The 25,276-nt window shown below is 49.4% G+C and carries 25 protein-coding genes; 21 read left to right on the top strand and 4 right to left on the bottom strand.

Features of this window, described 5'->3' with window-relative positions; all coding sequences use genetic code 11:
- Positions 1-6: 6 nt before the first annotated feature.
- The 6 genes from thrS to BLW29_RS17690 all read left to right on the top strand — a co-directional run bounded on the left by thrS (position 7) and on the right by BLW29_RS17690 (position 5,451).
- Entirely contained in the window at positions 7-1,944 is a 1,938-nt protein-coding gene (thrS, locus tag BLW29_RS17710) for a threonine--tRNA ligase (RefSeq protein ID WP_090981962.1), read from the top strand.
- 92 nt (positions 1,945-2,036) lie between these two features.
- Complete coding sequence (locus BLW29_RS17705; RefSeq protein WP_371264742.1) at positions 2,037-2,615, top strand: 3D domain-containing protein; 579 nt, start codon at positions 2,037-2,039, stop codon at positions 2,613-2,615.
- Positions 2,616-2,728: 113 nt separating this feature from the next.
- Positions 2,729-3,247 carry an RNA polymerase sigma factor gene (locus BLW29_RS17700; RefSeq protein ID WP_090981957.1) on the top strand — a complete coding sequence of 173 codons (519 nt, stop codon included), beginning with the start codon at positions 2,729-2,731 and terminating at the stop codon, positions 3,245-3,247.
- Between the two features lie 77 nt (positions 3,248-3,324).
- Complete coding sequence (locus tag BLW29_RS31830; RefSeq protein ID WP_256208700.1) at positions 3,325-3,453, top strand: hypothetical protein; 129 nt, start codon at positions 3,325-3,327, stop codon at positions 3,451-3,453.
- 128 nt (positions 3,454-3,581) lie between these two features.
- Entirely contained in the window at positions 3,582-4,970 is a 1,389-nt protein-coding gene (locus BLW29_RS17695) for a methyl-accepting chemotaxis protein (RefSeq protein WP_090981955.1), read from the top strand.
- Positions 4,971-5,070: 100 nt separating this feature from the next.
- Positions 5,071-5,451, top strand: a complete 381-nt coding sequence (locus tag BLW29_RS17690; RefSeq protein ID WP_177186692.1) for a hypothetical protein — start codon at positions 5,071-5,073, stop codon at positions 5,449-5,451.
- A 101-nt stretch (positions 5,452-5,552) separates the two neighbouring features.
- Here BLW29_RS17690 and BLW29_RS17685 read toward each other — a convergent pair whose 3' ends face one another.
- The gene (locus tag BLW29_RS17685; RefSeq protein WP_090981953.1) at positions 5,553-6,848 is read right to left on the bottom strand and encodes an ammonium transporter; all 1,296 of its coding nucleotides are present in this window, start codon (positions 6,846-6,848) and stop codon (positions 5,553-5,555) included.
- A 262-nt stretch (positions 6,849-7,110) separates the two neighbouring features.
- On the opposite strand from BLW29_RS17685, the gene liaF reads away from it, so the two are divergent.
- The 12 genes from liaF (at position 7,111) to serC (ending at position 20,321) form a co-directional block, all read left to right on the top strand.
- The gene (liaF, locus tag BLW29_RS17680) at positions 7,111-8,211 is read left to right on the top strand and encodes a cell wall-active antibiotics response protein LiaF (RefSeq protein ID WP_256208699.1); all 1,101 of its coding nucleotides are present in this window, start codon (positions 7,111-7,113) and stop codon (positions 8,209-8,211) included.
- A 7-nt stretch (positions 8,212-8,218) separates the two neighbouring features.
- Complete coding sequence (locus tag BLW29_RS17675; RefSeq protein ID WP_090981951.1) at positions 8,219-9,259, top strand: sensor histidine kinase; 1,041 nt, start codon at positions 8,219-8,221, stop codon at positions 9,257-9,259.
- Positions 9,246-9,911: a response regulator gene (locus BLW29_RS17670; protein WP_090981949.1), complete on the top strand. Its 666-nt coding sequence runs from the start codon at positions 9,246-9,248 to the stop codon at positions 9,909-9,911. The genes BLW29_RS17675 and BLW29_RS17670 overlap by 14 nt, the downstream gene beginning before the upstream one ends.
- Before the next feature lie 60 nt (positions 9,912-9,971).
- The gene (locus BLW29_RS17665) at positions 9,972-10,385 is read left to right on the top strand and encodes a YugN family protein (protein ID WP_090981947.1); all 414 of its coding nucleotides are present in this window, start codon (positions 9,972-9,974) and stop codon (positions 10,383-10,385) included.
- A 219-nt stretch (positions 10,386-10,604) separates the two neighbouring features.
- A complete protein-coding gene (locus BLW29_RS17660; protein ID WP_090981945.1) occupies positions 10,605-12,248 on the top strand; it encodes a S1C family serine protease in 1,644 nt (547 codons plus the stop codon).
- Positions 12,249-12,413: 165 nt separating this feature from the next.
- Positions 12,414-13,106: a response regulator transcription factor gene (locus BLW29_RS17655; protein WP_090981943.1), complete on the top strand. Its 693-nt coding sequence runs from the start codon at positions 12,414-12,416 to the stop codon at positions 13,104-13,106.
- A 4-nt stretch (positions 13,107-13,110) separates the two neighbouring features.
- Positions 13,111-14,592 (top strand): sensor histidine kinase, encoded by a 1,482-nt coding sequence (locus BLW29_RS17650; protein WP_090981941.1) that lies wholly within the window; start codon positions 13,111-13,113, stop codon positions 14,590-14,592.
- Positions 14,593-14,662: 70 nt separating this feature from the next.
- A complete protein-coding gene (locus BLW29_RS17645) occupies positions 14,663-15,613 on the top strand; it encodes a 4-hydroxy-3-methylbut-2-enyl diphosphate reductase (RefSeq protein ID WP_090981940.1) in 951 nt (316 codons plus the stop codon).
- Positions 15,614-15,633: 20 nt separating this feature from the next.
- Complete coding sequence (locus BLW29_RS17640; protein ID WP_090981938.1) at positions 15,634-16,146, top strand: DUF2062 domain-containing protein; 513 nt, start codon at positions 15,634-15,636, stop codon at positions 16,144-16,146.
- Between the two features lie 143 nt (positions 16,147-16,289).
- Entirely contained in the window at positions 16,290-17,351 is a 1,062-nt protein-coding gene (aroF, locus tag BLW29_RS17635) for a 3-deoxy-7-phosphoheptulonate synthase (RefSeq protein WP_090981936.1), read from the top strand.
- 272 nt (positions 17,352-17,623) lie between these two features.
- On the top strand, positions 17,624-19,048 hold the full coding sequence (gene glnA, locus BLW29_RS17630) for a type I glutamate--ammonia ligase (protein WP_090981934.1): 1,425 nt from the start codon (positions 17,624-17,626) through the stop codon (positions 19,046-19,048).
- Between the two features lie 184 nt (positions 19,049-19,232).
- The gene (gene serC, locus BLW29_RS17625) at positions 19,233-20,321 is read left to right on the top strand and encodes a 3-phosphoserine/phosphohydroxythreonine transaminase (RefSeq protein ID WP_090981932.1); all 1,089 of its coding nucleotides are present in this window, start codon (positions 19,233-19,235) and stop codon (positions 20,319-20,321) included.
- 99 nt (positions 20,322-20,420) lie between these two features.
- Here serC and BLW29_RS17620 read toward each other — a convergent pair whose 3' ends face one another.
- Entirely contained in the window at positions 20,421-21,149 is a 729-nt protein-coding gene (locus BLW29_RS17620) for a response regulator transcription factor (protein WP_090981930.1), read from the bottom strand.
- A gap of 114 nt (positions 21,150-21,263) precedes the next feature.
- On the opposite strand from BLW29_RS17620, the gene trmL reads away from it, so the two are divergent.
- The 3 genes from trmL to BLW29_RS17605 all read left to right on the top strand — a co-directional run bounded on the left by trmL (position 21,264) and on the right by BLW29_RS17605 (position 23,786).
- On the top strand, positions 21,264-21,728 hold the full coding sequence (trmL, locus tag BLW29_RS17615; RefSeq protein ID WP_090981928.1) for a tRNA (uridine(34)/cytosine(34)/5-carboxymethylaminomethyluridine(34)-2'-O)-methyltransferase TrmL: 465 nt from the start codon (positions 21,264-21,266) through the stop codon (positions 21,726-21,728).
- A gap of 148 nt (positions 21,729-21,876) precedes the next feature.
- Positions 21,877-22,128: an AbrB/MazE/SpoVT family DNA-binding domain-containing protein gene (locus BLW29_RS17610; RefSeq protein ID WP_090981926.1), complete on the top strand. Its 252-nt coding sequence runs from the start codon at positions 21,877-21,879 to the stop codon at positions 22,126-22,128.
- Between the two features lie 461 nt (positions 22,129-22,589).
- Entirely contained in the window at positions 22,590-23,786 is a 1,197-nt protein-coding gene (locus BLW29_RS17605) for an aminotransferase-like domain-containing protein (RefSeq protein ID WP_090981924.1), read from the top strand.
- Positions 23,787-23,871: 85 nt separating this feature from the next.
- Here BLW29_RS17605 and BLW29_RS17600 read toward each other — a convergent pair whose 3' ends face one another.
- Positions 23,872-24,192: a Rieske (2Fe-2S) protein gene (locus tag BLW29_RS17600; RefSeq protein ID WP_090981922.1), complete on the bottom strand. Its 321-nt coding sequence runs from the start codon at positions 24,190-24,192 to the stop codon at positions 23,872-23,874.
- 20 nt (positions 24,193-24,212) lie between these two features.
- Complete coding sequence (locus BLW29_RS17595) at positions 24,213-25,019, bottom strand: DUF2161 domain-containing phosphodiesterase (protein ID WP_371264737.1); 807 nt, start codon at positions 25,017-25,019, stop codon at positions 24,213-24,215.
- Positions 25,020-25,276 lie beyond the last annotated feature (257 nt).

Below are 25,276 nucleotides of genomic sequence, written 5' to 3'. Positions count from 1 at the left end.
AAGGGTATGGCGATTCAGGTCAAGCTTCCGGACGGCGCTGTCTGGGAATACGAACAGGGCACAACAATTGAAGAGGTTGCAGGTTCCATCAGCAACGGTCTGCGCAAGAACGCGATTGCCGGTAAAGTAGACGGTAAAGTGGTAGATGTGTATACACCGCTTGAAGGCGATGTTGCTCTAGAAATCGTTACGGTTGAATCCGCTGACGGTCTTGAAGTCTATCGTCACAGTACTGCGCATCTTATGGCACAAGCGATTAAACGTCTGTTCGGCAATAACGATGTGAAGCTTGGTATCGGTCCGGTTATCGAAGACGGCTTCTACTATGACATCGATATGGAGCAGTCCCTTACGCCTGAGGATTTGGTCAGAATCGAGAAAGAAATGGAACGTATCGTGCAGGAGGATCTAGCAATCCGCCGCCGCGTAGTAAGCCGCGAGGAAGCGATTGCTATCTTTACTGAAATCAACGATCCCCTCAAATTAGAGCTTATTCGCGACCTGCCGGCGGATTCGCAAATTACGATGTATGATCAAGGCGAATTCTTCGATCTCTGCCGCGGGCCGCATTTGCCTTCGACTGGCAAGATTAAAGCGTTCAAGCTGCTTAGCGTTGCCGGTGCATACTGGCGCGGCGATTCCAAGAACAAAATGCTGCAGCGTATCTACGGCACAGCGTTCCCTAAGAAAGCGCAGCTCGATGAGCATCTTCATTTCCTGGAGGAAGCGAAGAAACGCGATCACCGTAAGCTGGGCCGTGAACTGAAGATGTTTACGTTCTCCCGTGAAGTAGGACAAGGACTTCCGCTGTGGCTGCCAAACGGTGCACGTCTGCGCAGAACTATGGAGCGTTATATCGTGGATTTGGAAGAAAGCCTAGGCTACCAACATGTCTACACGCCTGTTCTTGCGAACGTTGAATTGTACAAAACAAGCGGACACTGGGAGCACTACAGCGAGGATATGTTCCCAAAAATGATCATGGACAACGAGGAGCTCGTTCTTCGTCCGATGAACTGCCCGCATCATATGATGGTCTTCAAGAGCGATATGCGTTCGTATCGCGATCTACCGGTTCGGATCGCTGAGCTTGGCACGATGCACCGTTACGAAATGTCCGGTGCGCTGACAGGCTTGCACCGCGTGCGTGCAATGACGCTTAATGACGCTCACATCTTCTGTCGTCCGGATCAGATTAAAGAAGAATTCGCGCGCGTTGTCACGCTGATTCGTCAAGTGTACGAGGATTTCGGCATCAAGGATTACCGTTTCCGTCTATCCTACCGTGATCCGCAGGATACAGAGAAGTACTTCCAGAACGACGAAATGTGGGAAATGTCGCAGCGTATGCTTCGTGAGGTTGTGGAAGAGCTTGGCCTGCCATTCTTCGAAGCGGAAGGCGAAGCTGCATTCTACGGACCGAAGCTCGACGTTCAAATCAAGACAGCGCTCGGTAAAGAAGAGACGCTCTCGACGGCACAGCTGGACTTCCTGCTGCCTGAGCGTTTCGAATTGGAATACGTTGGCGACGACGGCAAGAAACATCGTCCGGTCGTTATCCACCGCGGTATCATCAGCACGATGGAGCGTATGACAGCCTTCTTGCTGGAGAACTTCGCTGGTGCCTTGCCGCTGTGGCTGTCCCCGATTCAAGCCAAAATCATCCCGGTTTCGGTTGCGTACGAAGCCTATGCACGTGAGCTTGAAGCGAAGCTGCAGCTTGCAGGTATCCGGGTTGAATCCGATCTTCGCAATGAGAAACTCGGATACAAGATCCGTGAAGCACAGCTCGAGAAAGCACCTTACATGCTCGTTGTCGGCGAGAATGAAGCGAACTCCGAATCCGTCTCCGTACGTAAACGCGGTGAAGGCGACTTGGGCTCCATGCCGGTATCAGAGCTGATTGCACAACTTAAAACGCAAATTGCCGAGAAGCAAATCTAATTATTCACTCTGCTGGCACATGATGCCGGCTGCCGCATAAAGCTTGTCGCACTTGGGTATCCTTCGAACTAAGGAGGATAACAACCCAGATGATGACAAGCTTTTTGTCGTTTCAACGTGTTCTAACGATTAGTACTGCAGCAATGATGATGTTAATCGGTCTCTTACTTGCAGACTGCACGGCAGCATGCAGCGTAGGAGCTGAGATTGAACAGAAGCAAATCACACAGCGACCTATTAGCAAGCAGCCGAAAGCGAAGGCATTCAAGCCCATTCAAGTTATAGCAACAGGTTACACTGCAGGTGTGGAATCGACGGGTAAGCGGCCGGGGCATCCGCAATACGGGATCACGTATTCAGGCGTTCGCGTGCGAAGAGCATTTGTTTCGACAATCGCCGCAGATCCCAAAGTGTTTCCGATTGGAACCCTTCTGTACGTACCTGGATACGGATATGGTATCGTAGCCGATACCGGGTCTGCGATTAAAGGAAAGAAGATCGATTTGTATTTTGAAACCAGGAAGCAGGTATTCAAGCAGTGGGGGAAACGCAAGGTTACTGTTAAGGTGCTGAGGCGCGGCAACGGCAAGCTGACGGAAGCTTGGCTGAATGAGCTGAATGAAGCAGTCACGGCAGAGAAGACGATTCCAAGAGAGCTGCTTGAGTCTTAATCGACATAGAGAGAATATTCGACGATTTGTTGAATATTCTCTTTTTTTTGCGGAACAGGTATGTTAGAATACACGTTGAAAGCGCTATCATCCACTGTCGAGGGCGGATATCCATGAACATTGACTCATCTCATACAGAGCCTAATGTATTATTGCAATTAGAGGCTTATGAGGACAAGCTGCTTGAACTCTATAAAGAGATGATTCATGTGGCCTATGCGAAGGTGCATAACAAGTCGGACGCCCAGGATGCCGTTCAAGAAGCATGGGTGCGTATGCTCGCGAAGCAAGGGACACTGAGGGAGCGCAGCAAGCTCTTCTCATGGGCGAAAGTGATTACAAGCAATATCGCACTGAACTTGAATAAGAAAGCGGCTCGAATGCGTCCCACTAGCGAAATGGAGCACCTATATAGGCCGCAAGAAGCCGGTTATCGAGATGAAGCGGCGGTCATGCTCGAGATCAATGAGCTGCTCGATTTGCTGGATCCGGCGTCTAGGGTCATGCTGCTCTACAAATTTTATTACGGCTTCAAGGATGCTGAAATCGCAGCGGTGATGCAGGTTCCGGTCGGAACAATCAAAGCCCGAATCCATCGAACAAAGCAGTTCTTACGCGATAAAATGATTTAGCAATAATTCATTTTCAGACTTACATAAACTGTTCCCGGCCTTGCCATACTATTGGTTGTACGGGGAGGTGAGCAGGAATGGCTAAAAATAAAAACAACAAATTTAATGCAGCCCAAAGTAAATACAACGCAGAATTTGCGTCAGAAAACGCAGCAAACTCAGCAAATGCAACAACGAAAGCCGCTTCACAGAAAGCCGATAAATAAACATAGCTTCCGCATTAACGAAGCAGTACGTGAGAGGGACCCGGCGGGGTCCCTCTTTTCATTTGTGAGACTGTGAACTATACTATTAGTTAATTCTGACCAATTGTCGAAAAAAGGGGGATAATATCATGCCGCTATTGCAGCGTTTCAGAACTTCAGGCACGCCTAGTAAGCAAGAAGAAGCAGAACAGAATGCTGTACTCACGCAATTAATCAATGAGTCATTCGTTATTTCGGATCAATTGACCGCTGCGGTAGAGGAAGTCAATCAGTCCATAGGCCAGTTGACGGACATTGCCGATCAATCTGCTGTTACCGAGGGAGAGCTTCGGTTGTGCAGCGAACGTGCCATGGACCGTATAGGCGAGACGTTCTCGACACTGCAAGAGGTGGCCGCATCTGCTGAACAAATCAGCGACACGGCGCAGCTGCTCGATACGGAAAGTAAAGAAACGAAGGAAGTCGTGCTTGAGGTTTGCCGTTCGCTTACGAACACGGATAAAGTGATGAATGATCTGCAGCAGCATAACGGAACGATGGACCGTCATATCCGCGAGCTGATTGAACAAACTTCCAGGATCAATGAAATCAACAGCTTCATCCAAGAGATCGTGTCCCAAACATCGCTGCTTGCGCTCAATGCTTCTATTGAAGCTGCACATGCAGGTGAATTCGGCCGAGGCTTCTCCATTGTGGCCCAGCAAATCAAGAAGCTTGCGGAGCAAAGTCACGAGGCGGTAAGACGCTCCAGTGGTTTGGTTGAAGAGATTGAGAACGGGGTCAAGCAAGTGGTTGCCTCCGTGGATTTGGAAAGATCGGCAGTAGAGCAAGGTATTCAAGAGATGGCGCAAACAAAGAATCGTATGGATTTGATTTTCTCGCGTATTCATGAAGTAGACCGCTTGGTCAGCAAGAGCAGTACGGCAAGCAAGCAGCAGACGCAAAGCATGAACGCTACGACAGGCATGCTTAAGGATGTTGTCGATGCGGTGAACCAGACACTTGGAAGCGTAGACGAGACACTTGAGCTTACACATAAACAGCGCAGACAAATTAAGAAGCTGGACCGAATCAGCACTAATTTACATAAGTCATCCAGAGAGCTGACAAATGCAATCGGGCAAGTTGGCATTAAGCACGAAGTGAAAGAAAGCGAAATTAACGTAAACGGGACGCTGGAGAAGCTAAGCAAATTGGCAGCAGATGCGAGACTGTTCTCGCTTGACGAATCCGCGCATCAAGAGCAGCTCTCTCGATTGCTTGGGCAATTGCCGGAGATCGAGGCGATATGGTCGAACCGCGATGACGGGTCGTTTATTTTCTCCCAGCCTGAGGCGGGTTTGTTGAATGCCAAAGGCCGTGAGTGGTGGAAGCGGGCGATGGAAGGGAAGTCCTTCACATCTCCGGTGTACATCTCAGCGATTACGAAGAAACCTTGCTTGACCCTCTCGGTACCGATTCGTTCGGAGGAAGGTCGATTGATCGGTGTCGTAGGAGCTGACATAAGCGTCAAATAATTGCCAACAATTTTGATGAAAAAGGTGTTTCCAAACGGGAAATGATCGTGTAAGATAAGTAGTGTGATAAATGATAACATGCGAAGGCAGGGGAGTTGTCATGACAGAACCAATTACTTACACACCACCTTCTCGTTTGAGACACCGTAAAGCTGCTGAAGTCATTCCTTTCCTCAACACATATATTGCTAAGAGAGAGCAAGAGATTGCGGAAATTGTGCAGATGGTCGAACGTTACGAGAAGCGTCGTCTACATGAAGAGCGCTCCTATCAATCCATGTCGACACTTCGCCGGATGCTTACGGGCAAGAAACCGGATCATCATCTTGCCGTGGAATACATTCACTACGTGAAACGCCCTATGGAGAAAGTGCGCAAACTCCGCCTTGAAGTGGAGCAAGCTCGTGCGATTCTACATAATAACAATAATGCTGCCGATACCATCGAAGTCTCGAGCGAGATGGATGATGAGATGAATTAACTTGTAACCGTCCGCGTGTGGACGGTTTTTTTTGTTTCTACAAAGGAAGACGCCTCCTTCTCCCGAGATTGAACTTCGGAGTGAAGGAGGCGTCTTTGTAGTTACTTGCGTGACTTTAGCTGATCCAGATCAAGGAAGTCATGGTCTTGATTATAGGCTGGTACGCCATGAATGCCGACATCAAGTCCGATAAGTTCTTCGTCCCTGGAGACGCGTACAGGCATGAATTTTCTGATAAGCAGTAGAACGCCCCATGTAAGTGCAAACCCCCAGATGCTGACGATGACCAGGCCGAGCGCTTGTACACCAAGTAAATTCCAACCGCCGCCGTAGAACAAGCCATAGTACTCTTGTCCGATTCCTTTAGTCATCTCGGGCAAGGCGAAGAGTCCAACTGCCAGTGTGCCGAGGCTGCCGCTGACGCCGTGTACGGCGAACGCACCAACAGGATCGTCGACGCCTCTGCTCTCGAGAAACTCGGTTGCCAGGACCATGGCGATGCCGCATACCGAGCCAATCAAGATGGCAGCCCCATCGGAAACGAAAGCGCAGCCTGCTGTAATCCCCACCAGACCTGCCAGCGATCCGTTGATAACCATCGGCGGATCGGCTTTCTTATAACGCATCATCGTGAAGAGGATACATATTGCTCCGCCTGCTGCTGCAGACAGCATCGTTGTAACCGCGATATGGCCGATGGAGCCGTTCGTTGCGCTGAGCGTGCTTCCGGAGTTAAAGCCGAACCAACCGAACCAAAGGATGAATGCTCCAACCGATGCGAGTGGCAGGTTGGAAGGGGGGACGATGTTGCTTTTGCCTTCCGGTGTGAATTTACCGATACGCGGTCCGATGAAGATCGCTGCGGCGAGTGCTGCAAAACCGCCTAATGCATGGATAACGGCAGAGCCGGCGAAGTCGATCATGCCAAGTTTGCCAAGCCAGCCGCCAACCGCCCAGACCCAGTGTCCGGCAACCGGATAGATTAAGCCGGTCATCGCAATCGCATACAAGATATAAGCTCTAAAGTGAATGCGTTCCGCAACCGCCCCGGAAACAATGGAAATAACGGCGATTACAAAAGCGCATTGAAACAGCCAATAAGTCTCGTGGGAGATGTTGAGCGAAATATGAGACATATCTCCATCTAGCAAGAAGCCGGTTGTTCCAATTAACCCGCCTGCATCTTTCCCGTACATCAGGCCGAATCCGATGAAGTAAAAGATTAGTGCGCCGAAGGCAATGTCCACGAATACCTTCATAATGATGCTGACTGCGTTTTTCTGCCTCACAAAGCCTGCTTCCAGAAGCGCAAAGCCGCCTTCCATGAGTAGAATCATTGCCGCTGTCAGCACGACCCAAATGGTATCCAGCCCGGTGGACAGAGTGGCTAAATCCATGCTCTCATCTCCTCTAGTATGTCATGTTAGGTTTTATCTCTCATTCCAATCCGAAACCCATTATATAAGTGCCGTGTTAATGATGTCAACGAGTGAAGTGACAAGACCTAACATCAACTCGTCCAATTGAACAAGAACACATATCCGCTCCGTCTCCAGACGTAGGAAAGGGTCAACCGTGAGACCCTTTTATGTCGCTTGCGGCACCTGTTATACTTGGAGTACAAACCTTTGCAGATGCGATTGGGAGCTGGTGGCGGCAATGAATGGAAATTTTGTCAGTCGGTTTATGTGGGGCCTCTTTATTATAGTAATGGGCGTAGGCTTAATGTTAAGACAAAGCGGCGTAGTCGATTTCGATATCGGAATGGTGGTTTCCACCTATTGGCCATTGCTGCTGTTGTTCCTTGGCATCCAAGGGATGCTGCAGCGCGCTGTTCACGGAAGCGGATCGTTCTTCGGTTCAGCGATCATGCTCATCGTCGGCTTTGTATTTCTAGGGCGCAACTTGGAATGGTTTGCCTGGTCGGTCGGCGATGTGATGCAATTCGTAGGGCCTTTAGTGCTTATAATATTCGGTTTACGGATGATTCTTAAACCGAAGCCGAAGAAGAAAGATCAGAATCCGGGCGAGGATTGGAAAGCCTACAATTACGGTCAAGTACATGTGGACATTCCTCCGGCACCGCCGCTTCATCCGGATCCGACGAAGCCGCCAGCTGAGGTTACCGCACCTAATGACGTGAGTGAGGCGCCTTCGGAGATGAAGGCAGAGGGCGAACAAGTCATACCGCCTGTTCGTCCTAACGATGCGTATACGAAGCTGCAGCATAAGAGGCAGAAGTGGGAAGAACAAGCTGCCAGAACCAGAGAGCACTTCGAGAGGCATGCGAATAATGTCAAGGAGCGCCAAGAGAGGCATTTGCGAAATGCCAGGCACCATCACCGTAATGGACGCGTAGAGTGGTGGAATCATGATCCGAACGTGCAGACGCGATCGGGTTTCATCGGCGACATTTATCTAGGCCAAGATTATTGGGAACTCAAGCCGATGAATATCTCCCATTTTATCGGTGACACCGTGCTTGATCTGACCAAGGCGCAAATTTTGCCGGGCGAGACCACAATCAATATCTCTTCCTTTATAGGCGACGTTAAAGTGTATTTGCCTGACGACTATGAAATCGGCGTGCACGTCGTTTCCAGCGCATTTATCGGCGATGTCGCGGTGCTTGAACATAAAGAAGGCGGAATTTTTAAGAATATGGATATCGAAACACCTTATTTTCAAGAGAACGACAAGAAAATCAGGCTCCACGTCAGTACGTTTATCGGTGATGTGCGCGTTACGAAGGTAGGGTGATGCGCACATGATGGTTCGATTGTTTCGCAATAACAAGTGGGATATGATTTTGCTATTTCTGGCTTCAGCGACGATTTCGGTATTTCTCTGGCAGTTTGGGACCGAATTGACGGCAAAAGGGTACAGCAGGACGCTGTGGATCGGCGTTGCTGTGCTTTTCTTATTGATCAGCGCCGTATTCGGGTATTGGGCAGCACAACGGATTCAGCGTCAGATGGATTTGCTCGTGCTTGGCTTGAAGCAGGCAGCGCACGGAAACTACAGCTCACGGCTGCCGGAAGAAGGTTCGTTTACGCCGGCATTTCGTGAATTCAACGATATGATGGAGTCGCTCGATGAACGGATGCACTGGATTCAGCACTCCGGGGAAGAGCAGGTGATGAGGGAAACCGCTTCGAATGAAGCGGCGGTGCTGGAAGAGCGCAGACGGCTTGCACGAGATCTCCACGATACGGTTTCGCAGCAGCTGTTCGCTATACATATGTCGGCATCTTCTCTTCCTAAGCTGCTTGAGCTTAACCCGAGCCGGGCGAGCGACGTGATGGAGCAGTTGATCTCTATGTCGTCGATGGCGCAGAAGCAGATGCGCGGGTTTATCGCGCAGCTTAGACCGATGGAGCTTGAGGGCAGGTCACTTCAAGAAGCGCTGGACAAATGGTTTCCGGACTACTGCCGGCAGAACGGACTGCAAGGTGTACTCGAATGGCGTGTGCGGGAGAAGCTGTCTGAAGCCAAGGAGCACCAGTTGTTCCTGATTGTGCAGGAGGCGATGGCCAATATCGTGAAGCATGCAGGTGCGCAAACAGCACTGTTAACGGTAGCGGAGACGGAGCGGCAGATCGTGATGACCTTGCAGGATGACGGTGCCGGCTTCCGGGCGGATCAAGTGAAGCGAGGCTCATATGGGCTATCGACGATGAGGGAGCGGGCTAACAAGCTCGGCGGTGATGCCTCCATCATTAGTAAGCCGGGAAGCGGAACAAGAGTCAGAGTGACATTGCCTAATTATTTGAATAAGGGAGAGAACCTTAGCGATGAGTTCAAATAACAGCTGGAAAATAATGATTGTCGACGATCATGATATGGTTCGAGCGGGATTGCGCACGTACTTGATGCTGGACCCGAAATTCGAAGTGATCGCCGAAGCAGCTAACGGTAAAGAAGCGCTGGATATGCTAAAGGCCGGCATACAAGACGGGCCGCCGCAGCTGGTCCTTATGGATCTCATGATGCCGGTGATGGACGGCGTTGAAGCCACTCGCCATATAATGAAGGAATTTCCCGAGCTCAAGATCGTCATGCTCACAAGCTTCCTTGAAGATGAGAAGGTTGTTGCGGCAGTTGAAGCAGGTGCGGTTAGTTATGTGCTGAAGACCGTTTCGGCAGAGGAACTCATCTACGCGCTCAATGGGGCGGCCAAAGGAATGCCGGTGATGACTCATGATGTCTCGCAGGCGCTTACGAGAGGGCTGCGTCAGCGGAGCACGCAAGGGGCTGATGAAGGGCTGACAGAGCGGGAGAAAGAAGTGCTTCTGCTCATTGCCGAAGGGATGTCCAACAAGGAAATTGCGGAAGAGCTTCATATTAGCATTAAGACGGTCAAAACGCATGTCAGCAACCTTCTGATGAAATGCGAGCTGGAAGACAGAACGCAGCTTGCCGTATTCGCGCATCGTAAAGGTTGGGTTAAGACGGGATAGCAGGCATTCACTCCGGGCAAGCTAACGGTAAACATTAGGCCAGGAGGAGAATATAGAGCGATGATCCCCCTTGAATTCAAGCTGGAATCAAGTGAGAAGGAATTTACGGAAGTCCGAAGCATGCTGGAGGAGCACGAGTTCTCGCTTGGCGGGAATTGGGATTATGAGCATGGCTACTTTGACCGCTACCTGGATGAGGCGCATAAAGTGTGGCTGCGCATGCCTTTCGATGTGATAAACGGAAATATCGACAGTGATACACAGGACCTTGACGCCAAAATCAGAATGGGGCAGCCGTTCGTGCTGAAGCATCTGTACAATGAAGGTTTGGATAAGCACGCTCAACCGCGTGCGCTCGGCAGTTTAATCGATCAGTTTCAGGAACCGATTGATCCGGATGCCGAAGTCGAGTCCAAATGGGTAACGAAAGCGAAGGAAGTGCTGGGCGAAGTAGAGCAACGATTGCTTCAATGAGAGAGTCGCAGATTGCGCGATAACCGGGTTAGGCTGATTATTCAGCTAAGCCCGGTTTTTTTATGTTACATTATAACAATTTTAAGTTTGATTTAAGGTAGATTGTGCATGATAGAACTATGAAAGCTGAATGATTCGCGAAGCCAATCACAAGCAAGAACATACAGCACTTATTGCAAACTTAACAAACATGGGAAAACATTTGAGGAGGAATAAACAATGGACGATCAAAACAAAAAAAATAATGGTTACGACGATTTCTTCAACAATGAAAACAACAATAACCATAACGAAGATAATCGCGATAAAGATCAGCAGCCGTACAACGCAAACGAAGGTAAGCCGCATGAGGAAACCGATAAGAGCTCTTACTACTACTCCTATGGACCATTCAAATCCGGAGCTGCCGATTCTGAACCGTCACAACGACCGGTCAGCGGCGATGCAGCTGCTAATGCTGCTGCACAAGGCGGATTTGGCGGCAGCTCGGATGGATTGCAAAACTCGGTTGAAGTTACGCCGCCTACGCAGCTTCGCGCATTTGCACCCTCACAATCCGCAGCGCGCGGCGGCTGGCAAATGAAAGAAACCAAACGCAGTCCATTCAAGGCGATGTTTGCATCGTTCCTCGCTGGCGTAATCGTTGTTGGTTCGCTTATGTTCGTATCGGATAAGCAGAACTGGTTTACTGCTGATCAAGCACTCTCGCAATCCACGGAGCAAGCAAGTTCCGCAGTGGGTAAACCTGGCGATGACGGCAAAGTATCGGCAGCGGCCGACGTGGTCAGACCGAACAATATCGCACAGCTGTTCGAGAAGGCAAGTCCGGCAGTTGTTAAGATCGAAACCTTCACGAAGCAGCGCAGCGGCGGAGGCGCCCAAGGCAATTCGATGGATGATTTCTTCAGCCAATTCTTCGGAGACCAAGGCGGTCAAGGCGACCAAGGGCGGGGCGATGGCTCCGGACAAGGCGGTGCCGATCAAGGCAGCGGCGAATTAACGCCGGAAGGAATCGGCACAGGGTTCTTCTTTGATTCCACGGGTTACATCTTAACGAATCAGCACGTTATCGGCGATGCCGATGAAATTCAAGTAACCGTGCAAGGTCACAATAAACCGCTTGTTGCGAAGAAGCTTGGTTCTGATTACAACTTGGATCTAGCGGTTTTGAAAGTAGAAGGAACAGATTTCCCGACACTCCCGATTGGCAGCTCCGACAAGATCAACATCGGCGATTGGGTTGTCGCCATCGGTAATCCATACGGCTTTGACCATACGGTAACAGTCGGCGTATTGAGCTCCAAGGAACGCCCGATCAGCATTCCGGATTCCCAAGGCACGCGTCAATACGAGCATTTGCTGCAAACGGACGCTTCCATTAACCCGGGTAACTCGGGAGGACCGCTGCTCAACCTGCAAGGTGAAGTAATCGGTATTAATACGGCCGTAAGCTCGCAGGCACAAGGCATTGGATTCGCAATCCCGACAAGCACGATTCAAGAAGTGCTGGAGAACCTCAAAGCGAATAAGGAAATTCCGAAGAAGCCGGTTCCTTTCATCGGCGCGAACTTGGCTGAGATTACGGATGAAATCGCCAAAGAGCTTGGTTTATCCAGCAAAGAAGGCTCGATCGTGTCGAGCGTACTTTACAAATCGCCTGCTTATATGGCAGATCTGAGACAATATGACGTGATCACCGGTCTGGACGGCAAGAAATACAGCAACCGTGAAGATTTGATTGCTCAAATCCAGAAGAAAGCGGTAGGAGACAATGCTACGCTCAACATTATTCGTAACGGTGAGAAGATGGATCTGAAAGTAACCGTAGGCAATAAGAATGAGTTTGCAAGCCAGCAACAGTAATAGCAATCGAACAGTGTTACCAAGGCGCAAACAGTCGCATAGACTGTCTGCGCTTCTTTTATGGAAGAATGCGGACAAGCTGTTTCGTGGGAAACCGGTGTTGCGCTATAATATGTAGGCAGGTTTTGGAAGGAAAAACTAGTTGTATGACGATGGGGGATTAGGATGAGAGCGCATATATTAGTAGTGGATGATGATGATAAAATAACTTCTCTGCTTCGCCGAAGCCTGGCCTTTGAGGGGTATGAGGTCGCGACGGCGAACAACGGGCATGAGGGCTTGAAGCAAATGCTCGTAAGCGATCCGGATTTGCTCGTTCTGGACGTCATGATGCCGCAGTTGGATGGCTGGGAAGTTTGCCGCCGGGTTCGTGAAGGCGGAAGCTCTGTGCCGATTCTGATGCTGACGGCAAAGGACGATATCACTGACCGTGTGCGCGGACTGGATCTTGGCGCAGATGATTATTTGGTAAAGCCGTTTGCGCTTGAAGAACTTCTGGCTCGTGTGCGTGCGCTGCTTAGACGCAAAACCGACAAGCTGGAAGAGAACTCGAGCAGCTTGCAGTTTGAAGATTTGACGCTGGATTTGGATTCGCGCGAAGCGATTCGTTCCGGACGCCGAATTGATCTCACTGCGAAGGAGTTCGACCTGCTCCAGCTGCTTATGCAGAATCCGCGGCGAGTGCTGACGCGCGATGCGATTATGGACAAAATATGGGGCTTTGATTACAGCGGCGAATCCAATGTGCTGGAGGTTTATATTGCCATGCTGCGCCAGAAGACGGAGGACGGCAAGAGCCCGCGCTTGATTCAGACCGTTCGGGGCACCGGGTACGTGCTCAGAGGCGAAGGAGGCTGATTCCATGTCGATTCGCTTAAGGCTCACCATATGGTACTCGGTGATATTGGCGGTCACGCTTATTGCCTTTGGGGTCGCCATATACTTCTTCGTCAACTACAACACGTACAAGGAAATGAAAGCCAAGATCGAGCAGCAAGTGAATGCGATCAATATTACGTCGACGCTGGATATGTTCGGTAATTATCAAACCCCCAATTTCGTTATCGGCGATGACGAGATGTTTATTCAAGTTGATAATTATAAGAATGGTGTCGTCAAGACGACGTCGAATCTGCGCAGGATCGACCAGCTTCTACCGAAGCCGGACAAAAAGGAAATCAATGACAGCTACGAAGGGTTTGAGCATGTAAAGGCAGGACCTTATCCGTTTCTCGTATATCGGCATATTTTAAAGCAAAATAATGAAATATTCGGACTGCTGCAGGTTGCGGCTTATTCAGGCAGGGAAGATAAGTTTCTGACCGAGCTGAGGACGACCTTGATTTCTTCTCTGATTATCGTCGTGCTTATCGCCTTTACGATTGGGTTATTTCTTGCGCGTCAAGCGCTGCGGCCGATTGAGAAGGTGATTCGTGCGAGTGACCGAATCCAGAATGGTTCCGATCTCAGTGTGCGTATTCCGAGAGAAGGACCTAACGATGAGCTTGGGCGCTTGGTCGATACGTTAAACGGCATGTTAGGCCGGATCGAAACGACCTACAATGGGTTGAACGAAGCCTACAAAGCGCAGCGGCGATTCGTTTCCGATGCCTCGCATGAGCTTCGCACGCCGCTTACGACGATTCGCGGCAATATCGAGCTGCTGGAGCGGATGTGGCTGCCGACGTTAACGCAGGGAACCGATGCAGACGGTGAAGGCATGCCGCAATTAAGTGAACAAGAACGCAGCCGGATGCTGCTGACGCGCGAATCCATGCTGGATATCGCAGGCGAAGCGAAACGAATGTCCAGCCTTGTGAACGATTTATTGTCCCTTGCGCGCGCAGATTCCGGCTACCAAATGGAGAAGTCCATTCAGCCGCTGCTTCCGCTGGTTGAGGACGTGGCACGTAAGGCACAGCTGCTTCCAAGAAATGCAGAATGGAAAATCGGGAACCTTGATGCCATTTCTAACGTAGAAGTAAATGCGCATGCCGATTTTCTTCGACAGCTCTTTTTTATCTTCGTCGAGAATGCATTCAAGTACACACCTAGCGGCTATGTTGAGCTGCGTGCCATCGTATCCGGCGATCAAGCCGGCATTGTCATCAAAGATACCGGAATAGGCATGGATCACGACCAGGTTCCCTACATCTTCGAACGATTCTATCGTGCAGATGAATCGCGCGGGGAAACGAGCGGAACCGGCCTGGGACTGTCGATTGCCAAGTGGATTATTGATGAGCATGGCGGTTCGGTCGAAGTATCGACACGCGAAGGTGCTGGGACGACATTTATCGTATGGCTTCCAATTGCTTTCCACGAGAAGTCGAATGAAGTATAATAAATAGAACTGGGTCTTAAAGAGGCCTGTCCGTGAACACTGGTTTAGCAGGAAAGCAGGTGCAAGCAGTATGGAAATTGTGAAAATCTCGCCCCGTGGTTATTGCTACGGCGTCGTCGATGCCATGGTTTTGGCATTGCAAACAGCTAAAAATTTAGACTTGCCGCGGCCGATCTATATTTTAGGCATGATCGTTCATAATAGTCATGTGACAGAGGCATTTAAGCAAGAAGGCATTATTACGCTAGACGGCGAGAACCGTTTGGAAATTTTAGAGCAGATTTCGGACGGTACTGTCATTTTTACCGCGCACGGCGTTTCTCCGGAAGTGCGCAGACGTGCGAAGGACAGAGGCTTGACAGTTGTGGATGCCACTTGTCCGGATGTAACCAAAACCCATGATTTGATCCGGGAGAAGGTTTCCGATGGCTACGAGGTCATCTATATCGGCAAGAAAGGGCATCCGGAACCGGAAGGCGCCATAGGTATCGCACCGGATCATGTCCATCTTATAGAGCGTGAGAATGAGATTGATACGCTTGCGCTAAGCAACGATCGCATCATTATTACGAATCAGACGACGATGTCGCAATGGGACATCAGACATTTGATCAGCAAGCTGCTGAAGACATTCCCTACAGCAGAAATCCATAATGAAATTTGCTTGGCGACGCAGGTCCGGCAGGAAGCGGTTGCGGAACAAGCCAAGGAAGCCGAGCTGTGTATCGTGGTAGGCGACCCAAGAAGCAACAATTCCAACCGGCTTGCGCAGGTTTCGGAAGAGATTGCCGGCGTGCCAGCTTACCGCGTTTCGGATGTATCGGAGATTGACGTGGAGTGGTTGAAAGGCAAGAAGCGGGTAGCTGTTACTTCAGGGGCATCGACACCGACACCGTTAACGAAGGAAGTCATCGCTTACCTGGAGCAGTTTAACGACGAGGATTCCTCTACCTGGGAAGCACGGCGTACAGTCAACATGAACAAATTGTTGCCTACTGTGCGAGTGAAATCGTCGCTGTGAGTGAAAGGGGCGGTACTCAAATGACGACTTCAAGCAAACCGCGCTCGATGAAACGTTGGCTCAAATTGAAATATACGCAGCTTATGCGGGCACCAGGCGGCCCATCGTTTGTAGCACTCGGTTTCGCAATCGGTATATTTGTCGAAATGTTTACTTTACCAACTTATGGGTTAGCCTTTTTCCTGATTTTCCCACTGATCTATATGATGAATGCCAGTTTGGCGGGCGCTTTGATCGGTTTTGTTTTTGGCAAAATCATTTTTATTCCAGTCGCATTTATCAATAGTATGGTTGGCGGCTGGGTGCTTCCAAACCATATCAAAATTTCGGTTCCCTTAGCGCCGGAATGGCTCGACCACATGCTGCTCGTTAATTTAAAGCTGATCGTGGGCGGAATTATCGATGGTATGGTGCTTGGCGCGCTGTTCTATTTCCCTGTGAAGATGACGCTGCAGTACGTGGCCAATAAACGCAAGGAGAAAAGAAAGCTTCGCCGCCTCTCAGTCGTCGAAGTGAAGCCAGTCACGGAATAAAACATCGGACAGTAAACCGGTCTCTTGACGAGGCTGGTTTTTTCATGTATATTTGCTTTAGCGATTAAAAGCATAAAAGCCTAACAGCATAAAAGCGTCGAAGCGAACACGCGTCTAAGCGTGATAGAGAGGGAGTCGAACTTATGATCGTAATAACTCAAAATAATGTAACGGAAGAGCGAATTGGAGAGATCGTGCAGCATATCGAGAGAGCGGGGGTACAGGCGCATGTTTCCCGCGGGACAGATCGGACGGTTATTGGTATTATCGGGAAAGCAGAGCCAACCTTGGCAGAGCATCTTCGTCAAATGAAGGGCGTAGAGAACGTCATTAAGATATCGAAGTCCTATAAGCTTGCCAGCCGGGACTTCCATCCGGACGATACGGTAATTGAAATTAAAGGCGTGAAGATCGGCGGGGAGCATCTTGCCATTATGGGCGGCCCTTGTGCAGTAGAAACACCGGAGCAGATCGACGAGATTGCCAGACTGGTGAAAGCTGCCGGCGGCCAAATTCTCCGCGGTGGTGCGTTCAAACCGCGTACAGGACCTTACAGCTTCCAAGGCGTTGGTGTAGAGGGCTTGAAGATGATGGCGGAAGCAGGCCGCAAGCATGGGCTGCTCACGATTACGGAAGTAATGACGCCGGAATACGTAGATATTTGCTGCGAGTATGCTGATATTCTGCAAGTTGGCACGCGTAACATGCAGAACTTCGATTTGCTGCGGAAGCTGGGTACTGCGAAGACGCCGGTTCTGCTTAAAAGAGGTTTCAGTGCAACCTATGATGAATTTTTGAACGCTGCCGAATATATTCTTGCGGGCGGAAATCCGAACGTTATGCTTTGTGAGCGTGGCATTCGTACTTTCGAAACCTACACTAGAAACACGCTCGACTTGGCCGCAATTCCGGTGCTGCAATCACTCAGCCATCTGCCGGTTATTTCGGATCCGAGCCATGGAACGGGGCGCCGCGAGCTGGTTGAGCCGATGTCGAAAGCTTCTGTTGCTGCGGGTGCGAACGGGCTTATTATAGAAATGCATACAGATCCTGATAATTCGATGACAGGCGATGGCGTTCAATCCTTGTTCCCTGACCAATTCGCGAACCTTCTAAAAGAATTGGAACAGCTGGGAAAATTAGTAGGCAGACGCTTCGACACACCTAAAGAGCCGGCAGAATATTTCAATACGTGGATTAAATAATAATCCAAGTTGTTGTATAATTAATCGGATTTCGGAAGCTGCAGCCCTTCATATAAGGGGTCTGCAGCTTCTTGTTTTTGGCGTCAATACAGGGAATTTCAACAATCTGACAATTATGTGAAGTTAGCTAACAAATGCTTTAAAAAATACCTTACATGACTATTGACGGTATTAAACATGAAACCCTATAATAACAATCATAGTTTCAGATCAGAAGTTGAACAATTAATGTCCTACACATCGCAAATGTTCGGAAATGGAGGAAATACCTAATGTCAGTTCAAAACGTATTGAGCACAATCAAAGAGAACAGCATCATGTTTGTAGATTTCCGTTTCGTGGATCTTTCCGGCCACGCGCACCACATCACACTTCCTTCCACGGAAGTAGATGCCGACACTTTCGTAAACGGCGTAGCTTTTGACGGTTCCTCGATCCCGGGTTTCCGCGGTATTGAAGAGTCTGATATGGTTATGATTCCGGACACAGAGTCCAGCTTCATCGATCCGTTCACAGATCACCCAACATTGAATATTATGTGTAACATTCATACGCCTGATGGCGAGCGCTATGAGCGCGATCCGCGCGGCATCGCTCAGAAAGCAGAAGAATACCTGCAAAAGTCCGGCGTAGGTACAGCAGCATACTTCGCACCTGAGTCCGAGTTCTTCATTTTCGACGAAGTTCGCTACGAAAGCAAAATGAACACTTCCTACTACGAAGTTGATTCCGCTGAAGCTGGCTGGAATACGGCTCGTAAAGAAGAAGGCGGTAACCTTGGTTACAAAATACCTGTAAAAGGCGGCTACGTTCCGGTTGCTCCTGTTGATTCCCAACAAGATATCCGCAGCGAAATGGTTCGCATCATGCAAGAATCCGGCCTTCGCGTTGAGCGTCATCACCACGAAGTTGCAACAGCTGGTCAAGCTGAAATCAACTTCCGTTTCGATACGCTGACTAAAACAGCTGACAACCTTATGAAATACAAATACATCATCAACAACGTTGCTCGCCAATGGGGCAAAGTTGCAACATTTATGCCTAAGCCGCTTTTCGGCGACAACGGCAGCGGAATGCATGTTCACTCCTCCATCTTTGATGGCGATTCACCACTGTTCTATGACAAAGGTGCTTATGCAAACCTAAGCCCACTGGCTATGCACTACATCGGCGGTATCCTGCACCACGCTCCGGCGTTGATCGCAATTACAAACCCGTCGACGAACTCCTTCAAGCGTCTAGTTCCAGGCTACGAAGCGCCAGTTAACCTTGTATTCTCGAAGGGTAACCGTTCTGCTGCAATCCGTATTCCGGTTGCTGCAGTTACGCCGAAGGGCTGCCGTATCGAGTTCCGTACACCGGACTCCACAGCTAACCCATACCTTGCATTCGCAGCGATGCTGCTTGCAGGTCTTGACGGTATCAAACGCAAGCTGGACCCAGTTGCTCTTGGTTATGGTCCATTCGATAAAAACATCTATGATCTTCCAGATGAAGAGAAGAAAGAAATTCGCTCGGTTCCGGGAACGCTTGATGAAGCGCTTGACGCTTTGGAAGCTGACTCCGAGTTCTTGACTGAAGGCGGCGTATTCTCCAAAGACTTCATCGATAACTTCGTACAACTGAAGCGTGCTGAAGCGAAAGCTGTTGCAATCCGTGTTCATCCGCACGAGTACAGCCTATACTTCGACTGCTAATTCGAACTTATTCTAGAAATCAGCGAGCTCTCACACGGAGAGCTCGCTTTTCATTATCCATAAAATCGCTAAATCCGAATATTCGTAATAAAACTATTGGTTTTTGTTCGACTTTTACACTTGATGCGAAGCGTGAAACTTGCTATCATACGGATAAGCAAATTGAAGAGTGGAGTGAGCTACAGTGACGAATCGTGCGTATAATTTTAATGCCGGACCAGCAGCATTGCCGCTGGAAGTATTGCAGCAGGCGCAACAGGAGTTTATTGATTATGCAGGTGCAGGCATGTCCATTATGGAAATGTCCCATCGCAGCAGCATTTTTGAACAGGTTAACGACGGTGCGCAGTCGCTCCTACGCGAGTTGTTCGGAATACCAAGCAATTATAAGGTATTATTCCTGCAAGGCGGAGCTAGTACGCAATTCGCTATGATTCCGATGAATTTATTAGGCGCCGGACAGACGGCTGCATTCGTGAACACGGGAAGCTGGGCGGACAAAGCGATCAAGGAAGCGAAGCTGTTTGGCGAAACCGCCATTGTAGCTTCATCGGAATCGGATAAGTTTAATCGCATTCCAGACTTAAGCAACCTGCAACTCCCGACAAATTCGGCCTATCTGCATATTACGTCGAATGAAACGATTGAAGGCACGCAATTTGCGGCTTATCCGGAAACAGGCAATGTGACACTGATCGGCGATATGTCCAGCGATATTCTCAGCCGCCCAGTCGATGTCAGCAAATTCGGTATGATTTATGCCGGCGCACAGAAGAACCTGGGTCCATCCGGAGTAACGATTGTTATCGTACGCGAGGATTTGGTTTCGGAGAGCCCGAAATCGATCCCGACGATGCTTCGCTACGATACACATGTGAAGAACAATTCCCTTTACAATACACCGCCATCTTTCTCGGTATATCTGGTTGGCCTCATGTTGAAATGGGTGAAGGAGAGAGGCGGCGTTGCAGCGATGGAGCAATTCAATCGCGACAAAACAAAGCTCATCTACGATACCATCGACAACAGCGGCGGCTTCTACCGCGGCTTTGCAGACGCGAATAGCCGTTCGCTCATGAACCTCACGTTCCGCCTCGGTTCGGAAGAGCTGGAGAAGCAGTTCGTGAAAGAATCCGAACAGCAAGGTTTTGTTGGCTTGAAAGGTCATCGCAGCGTCGGCGGTTTGCGGGCATCGACTTACAATGCTGTGCCGCTTGAGAGCTGCAAAGCACTTGCAGATTTCATGGGCGATTTCCAGAAGCGCAATGGCTAGCAGTCGTAATCAAGCTAAATAAGCAAAGTAAAAAGACCGCCGATTCTTCCATTCGTGGAAGATCGGCGGTCTTCTTGAGTGCATATAGGCGTGCATACGTTACGCTAATGACGAATCAGCAGTAGATGTGCTGCTTCCCGGTCCGGAAAGTTTGTAGCCAACGTTTCGCACCGTCATGATATATTCAGGCGTTCGCGCATTTTTCTCGATTTTATCACGCAGATGGCTGATATGCACATCCACGATGCGGGTATCGCCGAGGAAATGATAGTCCCATACACCATGCAGCAGCTGCTGACGGCTAAGTACTTTCCCGCGGTGACGGCATAAGTAAAGTAAAAGTTCAAATTCTTTAGGAGTCAATTCCACGGATTTACCTTCGAGCTGAACTTCACGTTGCTCGGACAGAACGGTTAGTGGACCGATTGTATGCGTTGTTGATTCGCCTGATCCCGGGAGCGCTTGTGTTCTGCGCAATATGGCTTGAATGCGGGAGAGCAGCTCTTGCGGTGAGAATGGTTTAGTCATATAGTCGTCAGCGCCATGATCAAGACCTGCGATTTTGTCGCTTACATCGTGGAGCGCAGTTAACATGATAATGGGAACGACGTTATTTTGTTTGCGAAGCTCGCGGCATACTTGCAGTCCGTCCATCTTGGGGAGCATAAGATCCAACACGATGAGATCAGGACGAAACGGTTTAAGGAAGTCGAACACAGCTTCTCCGTCTGAAGCGCAGCGCACTTCATATCCGGCAAGTTTTAAGTTAAACTCAAGCAATGTGGAGATAGATGGCTCGTCATCGACGATTAGTATTTTCTTTTTCAAGCGTTTATGTTCCCCTTTCATGCAACATTATAGGGGTATTATGACATACAAGTTTTCTCAATAGATTAAGCAAGCGTAAAAGCTATGTAAAATGTGAAGGAGATTTGATAACAAATGGCATTCCATATCGTTCTCGTTGAACCGGAAATACCGGCAAATACCGGCAATATTGCACGTACTTGTGCAGCTACAGGTACTATTCTTCATCTGGTTCGGCCTCTGGGTTTTAACACAGACGACAAGACATTGAAACGGGCGGGGCTGGATTATTGGTATGCCGTAGAGGTTCATTATCATGATTCGTTTCAGGAGCTAAAGGAATTGTATCCGGAGGGGCGTTTCTTCTGCGCAAGCACGAGAAGTTCGAAGGTGTATTCGGAGCATCGATACGAAGACGGCGATTTCTTCGTATTTGGGAAAGAAACCAAGGGGCTTCCGCAGGATGTGCTTGATGCGCATCCTGATACCTGTATTCGAGTGCCGATGACCGACAAAGTAAGATCGCTTAATTTATCGAATTCTGCGGCAATCGTGGTGTTCGAGGCGTTTCGACAAAACGGTTTTGCGGGGTTAAGTTAAGTTTCTTTTAAAAATAGACATATTTTATTGCAGAATACTAAGAAAATCGAAATAATTGCAGGAATTAACCGGTCATTATCGAACCTAGTAGGGAGCAACTGTCATTTGACGTTTACTTGCAAAATGCGACTACAGGAGATGTGTATTTGTGAAACCGGCTGGTGTTGTGCGTAAAGTTGATCAATTAGGGCGTATCGTATTGCCAAAATCGCTACGTAAAAGATATCAAATGAATGAAGGGGACCCTGTCGAGATTCTTGTTCAAGGTGACCATATCATTTTGGAACGTTATCGTCCTCGTTGTGTGTTCTGTGGCACACTTGATGGTGTTCGCGAGTTTAAAGAGCGCTACCTGTGTGGAGGATGTATGACAGAAATGGCGGGACTGCGCCGGGGTTAACCCAGTGCGGAGCTCCATTTGCATCAAAAAAGAAGCTTCCGACGATTGTGAACAATCGCTGAAAGCTTCTTTTTTTGTGAAGCACTTGGTCCTATTGCATTACAAACCTTTAGTCTTGTCGTCATTGTAAGACGCCGTACACATGGCGATCAGGAACAAGGCCGAGACAGTGAGGACGATAAGAAAATTAATGGTCATTCGTATTCCCTCCTAAGCTGCCAGTACAAATCATACATACTCCATTTCATTATACCCAACGACATGCAAAAAGAAAACGAACAAAGTTGTGAACAAGATGTTACAGTAACTCTGTCTCAGACATAAAATGCAATACAAAGCTGAATGCTGTAACAAATTGAAGAAAAGCGAATAAATCCGTATGTTGTACAGCGTTCTTCTAGTTGCTCCCATCATCAATTGCGCGTAAAATGTGTGATAAAGGAAATGGGGAGGGAATGAACGTGGAATACCGGTTTTCGAATCATGTCGAACGGCTGCAATCATCTGCTGTTCGCGATATATTGAAGCTAACGCAAGGCAAAGAGATTATTTCGTTCGCAGGCGGTTTGCCTGCCGAAGAATTGTTTCCGATTGACGCGGTAAGAGAGGCGTCCGAGCGCGTATTCCGTTCCGGTAAGAATACGTTGCAATATGCTCTTACGGAGGGTTTCTTGCCGCTTCGTGAGCAGCTTTGCGCGCGGATGGCGCAGAAGGGCATGCACGTCCAGCCGGATGAAATGATCATGACCACCGGCTCGCAGCAAGCGATTGATCTGATTACTCGCGTCCTGATGGAGCCGGGCGATATTGTCTTGGTGGAGAACCCGACCTATCTTGCAAGCTTACAGGTGTTTAATCTAAGCGGTTTGGATGTTGTTCCCGTTGCCAGCGATAAAGACGGCATGATCATTGCGGAAGCGGAGCGACTCATCAAGCAGCATAAACCTAGATTGATCTATGTGGTGCCGACATTCGGTAATCCAACAGGGCGTGTTTGGAGCATGGAGCGCCGTAAAGGGCTGCTTGAATTAAGCCATCGTTATGGTGTTCCCATTCTAGAGGATGATCCATACGGGGATATTAAATTTGATGTCAATGCCGACTATCCGACCTTGTTCTCGCTTGACGGTAAAGCAGATGGCGGCAATGTCCTTTATACAAGTACCTTCTCCAAAACAGTAGCACCGGCGCTTCGTACAGGCTGGGCAATCGGCAATCGCAGCGTGATCTCGATGATGGCAAAAGCGAAACAAGCGGCTGATCTGCACTCCAGCTCACTTGATCAGCAGACGCTGGACCAGCTGCTCCGGCATTTCTCGCTGGATAATCACATTCAAGTAATCAGACAGGCGTATGGCGACCGTATGCAGCAAATGCAGAAGCTGCTGACGCAGCAGGGCTGGAGCGATGTGAAATGGATCCAGCCTAAAGGCGGCATGTTCCTCTGGCTGGAGCTGCCCGAAGGACTGGATGCCGAAGCGCTGCTTCGCGCGGCTGTGAAGAAGAATGTGGCCTTCGTTCCGGGCTCATCCTTCTATGCGGCAGAGCCTGCACGCAATACTGCGCGTCTGAACTTTACGTATACACAAGGCGAGCGCATGGCGACAGGTATTTCGCGCTTCGCAGAAGCGTTGAATGAGTTTCTGGCGCGTCGTTAATTCATGAACAATAGATGTCTAAGAGAAGAAGCCCAGAGTCCTTAATTAAAGGAGTCTGGGCTTCTTCTCTTTGGTTACGCTCGAATTAGGCTTGAAGCAGAAATTGTCCGTCCCGAACCTCCAGCGGCGAGCAATCCAGCTGCTCTCCCGGAATATTGGTGGATTCACCTGTCGCTTTATCGAAGCACCAGTAGTGCAGCGGGCAGATAAGCTCATTTAGATGCGGTCTGACAATGCCGCCGGCATGCGGACAGATCGCCGAGATTAGATTATAGCGCTGTTCTTCATCGGCCTTGCGCGGTGCTTCAACAATGTAATACGGCTGGTTGTTCAATTTCACGTGTGCAGGAAATTCCGGGAAATCCTCAACATTGCCAATGATCCTAAAGCTATTCGTTTCGCTCATCTGTATCCGGTCTCCTTTGATCAATTGTTTCTAGGAATGATTGCGGTGTTTAACGCTTGTGCAGGCTGCTGCTGCAGCCAAGCTTCAATAATGTGGTTGTACTGCTTCAGCGCTGCAGCTCCGTCCGGTTTCAAGCTATAATGCCCTCGCCGAATTCGTTCAAACCAGCCGTAGTAATCTTTCTGGAGAAAATGGTTGGCTCGTGGAATGCCTGTCAGCTCCGCTGCTGCGCGTGGGGAAAGCTCGCCGTGCTGGTTAAGCGCCCACGCCACACGAAGTGCCTTCTCCCGATAGGCGGTGACGAGCTTGCGGTTGTTGCTGCCGCCGGTATTATAGTCGCCGCTGCGCTCGCGAAATTCGGTGAGCAGTCGTGCTTGACGGACGCGCCGCTGCCCTCTTACCGGCGGATCGCCTGGTTGACAAAGCATCTCCAGCACAGGTGATTTGGTCTTGAAGAAGGTTACCGTCATCAAGCCGATGCCAAGCATGCGGCACAGCTCGGTTAGGTCGCCGAAACGCTGATTGTGTGCTCCAACCTTCTTGCGATTGCGTTCCACGGCGAGAATAACATGGCTGTTTAATCGCAGCCTCTCGATACCTTGGAGCAGCAGCGCGAGATTGAAGGTTTTCTTCATTTCCACCAATATGGTTTCATTCGTATCCGGGTGGATCGCAACGAGATCGCAATGCATTACCTCGCTCTTTACCTCAAATCCCTGTTTCTCAAAATAAGACTTGATTGGCGGATACAGCTCGGTTTCGTGTTTGACAGCCAATTCATCGCCTCGATTCCGTTGGAGGGTAGTCTGTTCACGATTATAGCACATTATGGACATCCCCTTAAGCCATTAATTAGTGGTTACATCCGGTGTCACAACTTTATTCGTGTCGGCCACGCCAGAAGTTTGTCGCAACTACCGCCATTCGACATGGGTTTATAGGAGCGCGAAGGAAGGAGTCAAGTCTTCATACGTCTAGCTTCCGGCCCAATGGAGACGGGCAGATGCTCGTTTTAACCGAATTAACATTTTGTAAAATTAGTGTCTGCAGAGTGCGAATTATGGCGGAATCTTGTTTAAAAAAT

It is taken from the genome of Paenibacillus sp. CF384 (assembly GCF_900106745.1).
Taxonomy (GTDB): domain Bacteria; phylum Bacillota; class Bacilli; order Paenibacillales; family Paenibacillaceae; genus Paenibacillus_Z.
The sequence above is the reverse complement of the archived record's forward strand: the minus strand, read 5'-3'. Positions and strand labels throughout refer to the sequence as shown.

What these genes read in the sequence shown, in the direction of transcription:
- BLW29_RS17645 (WP_090981940.1), top strand. Translation starts at nt 14,663, where the DNA reads ATGGAAATTGTGAAAATCTCGCCCCGTGGTTATTGCTACGGCGTCGTC.
- BLW29_RS17600 (WP_090981922.1), bottom strand. Translation starts at nt 24,192, where the DNA reads ATGAGCGAAACGAATAGCTTTAGGATCATTGGCAATGTTGAGGATTTC.
- BLW29_RS17595 (WP_371264737.1), bottom strand. Translation starts at nt 25,019, where the DNA reads ATGTGCTATAATCGTGAACAGACTACCCTCCAACGGAATCGAGGCGAT.
- glnA (WP_090981934.1), top strand. Translation starts at nt 17,624, where the DNA reads ATGTCAGTTCAAAACGTATTGAGCACAATCAAAGAGAACAGCATCATG.
- BLW29_RS17700 (WP_090981957.1), top strand. Translation starts at nt 2,729, where the DNA reads ATGAACATTGACTCATCTCATACAGAGCCTAATGTATTATTGCAATTA.
- liaF (WP_256208699.1), top strand. Translation starts at nt 7,111, where the DNA reads ATGAATGGAAATTTTGTCAGTCGGTTTATGTGGGGCCTCTTTATTATA.
- BLW29_RS17665 (WP_090981947.1), top strand. Translation starts at nt 9,972, where the DNA reads ATGATCCCCCTTGAATTCAAGCTGGAATCAAGTGAGAAGGAATTTACG.
- BLW29_RS17690 (WP_177186692.1), top strand. Translation starts at nt 5,071, where the DNA reads ATGACAGAACCAATTACTTACACACCACCTTCTCGTTTGAGACACCGT.
- thrS (WP_090981962.1), top strand. Translation starts at nt 7, where the DNA reads ATGGCGATTCAGGTCAAGCTTCCGGACGGCGCTGTCTGGGAATACGAA.
- trmL (WP_090981928.1), top strand. Translation starts at nt 21,264, where the DNA reads ATGGCATTCCATATCGTTCTCGTTGAACCGGAAATACCGGCAAATACC.
- BLW29_RS17655 (WP_090981943.1), top strand. Translation starts at nt 12,414, where the DNA reads ATGAGAGCGCATATATTAGTAGTGGATGATGATGATAAAATAACTTCT.
- BLW29_RS31830 (WP_256208700.1), top strand. Translation starts at nt 3,325, where the DNA reads ATGGCTAAAAATAAAAACAACAAATTTAATGCAGCCCAAAGTAAATAC.
- BLW29_RS17695 (WP_090981955.1), top strand. Translation starts at nt 3,582, where the DNA reads ATGCCGCTATTGCAGCGTTTCAGAACTTCAGGCACGCCTAGTAAGCAA.
- BLW29_RS17650 (WP_090981941.1), top strand. Translation starts at nt 13,111, where the DNA reads ATGTCGATTCGCTTAAGGCTCACCATATGGTACTCGGTGATATTGGCG.
- BLW29_RS17640 (WP_090981938.1), top strand. Translation starts at nt 15,634, where the DNA reads ATGACGACTTCAAGCAAACCGCGCTCGATGAAACGTTGGCTCAAATTG.
- BLW29_RS17685 (WP_090981953.1), bottom strand. Translation starts at nt 6,848, where the DNA reads ATGGATTTAGCCACTCTGTCCACCGGGCTGGATACCATTTGGGTCGTG.
- BLW29_RS17675 (WP_090981951.1), top strand. Translation starts at nt 8,219, where the DNA reads ATGATGGTTCGATTGTTTCGCAATAACAAGTGGGATATGATTTTGCTA.
- BLW29_RS17705 (WP_371264742.1), top strand. Translation starts at nt 2,037, where the DNA reads ATGACAAGCTTTTTGTCGTTTCAACGTGTTCTAACGATTAGTACTGCA.
- BLW29_RS17660 (WP_090981945.1), top strand. Translation starts at nt 10,605, where the DNA reads ATGGACGATCAAAACAAAAAAAATAATGGTTACGACGATTTCTTCAAC.
- aroF (WP_090981936.1), top strand. Translation starts at nt 16,290, where the DNA reads ATGATCGTAATAACTCAAAATAATGTAACGGAAGAGCGAATTGGAGAG.
- BLW29_RS17670 (WP_090981949.1), top strand. Translation starts at nt 9,246, where the DNA reads ATGAGTTCAAATAACAGCTGGAAAATAATGATTGTCGACGATCATGAT.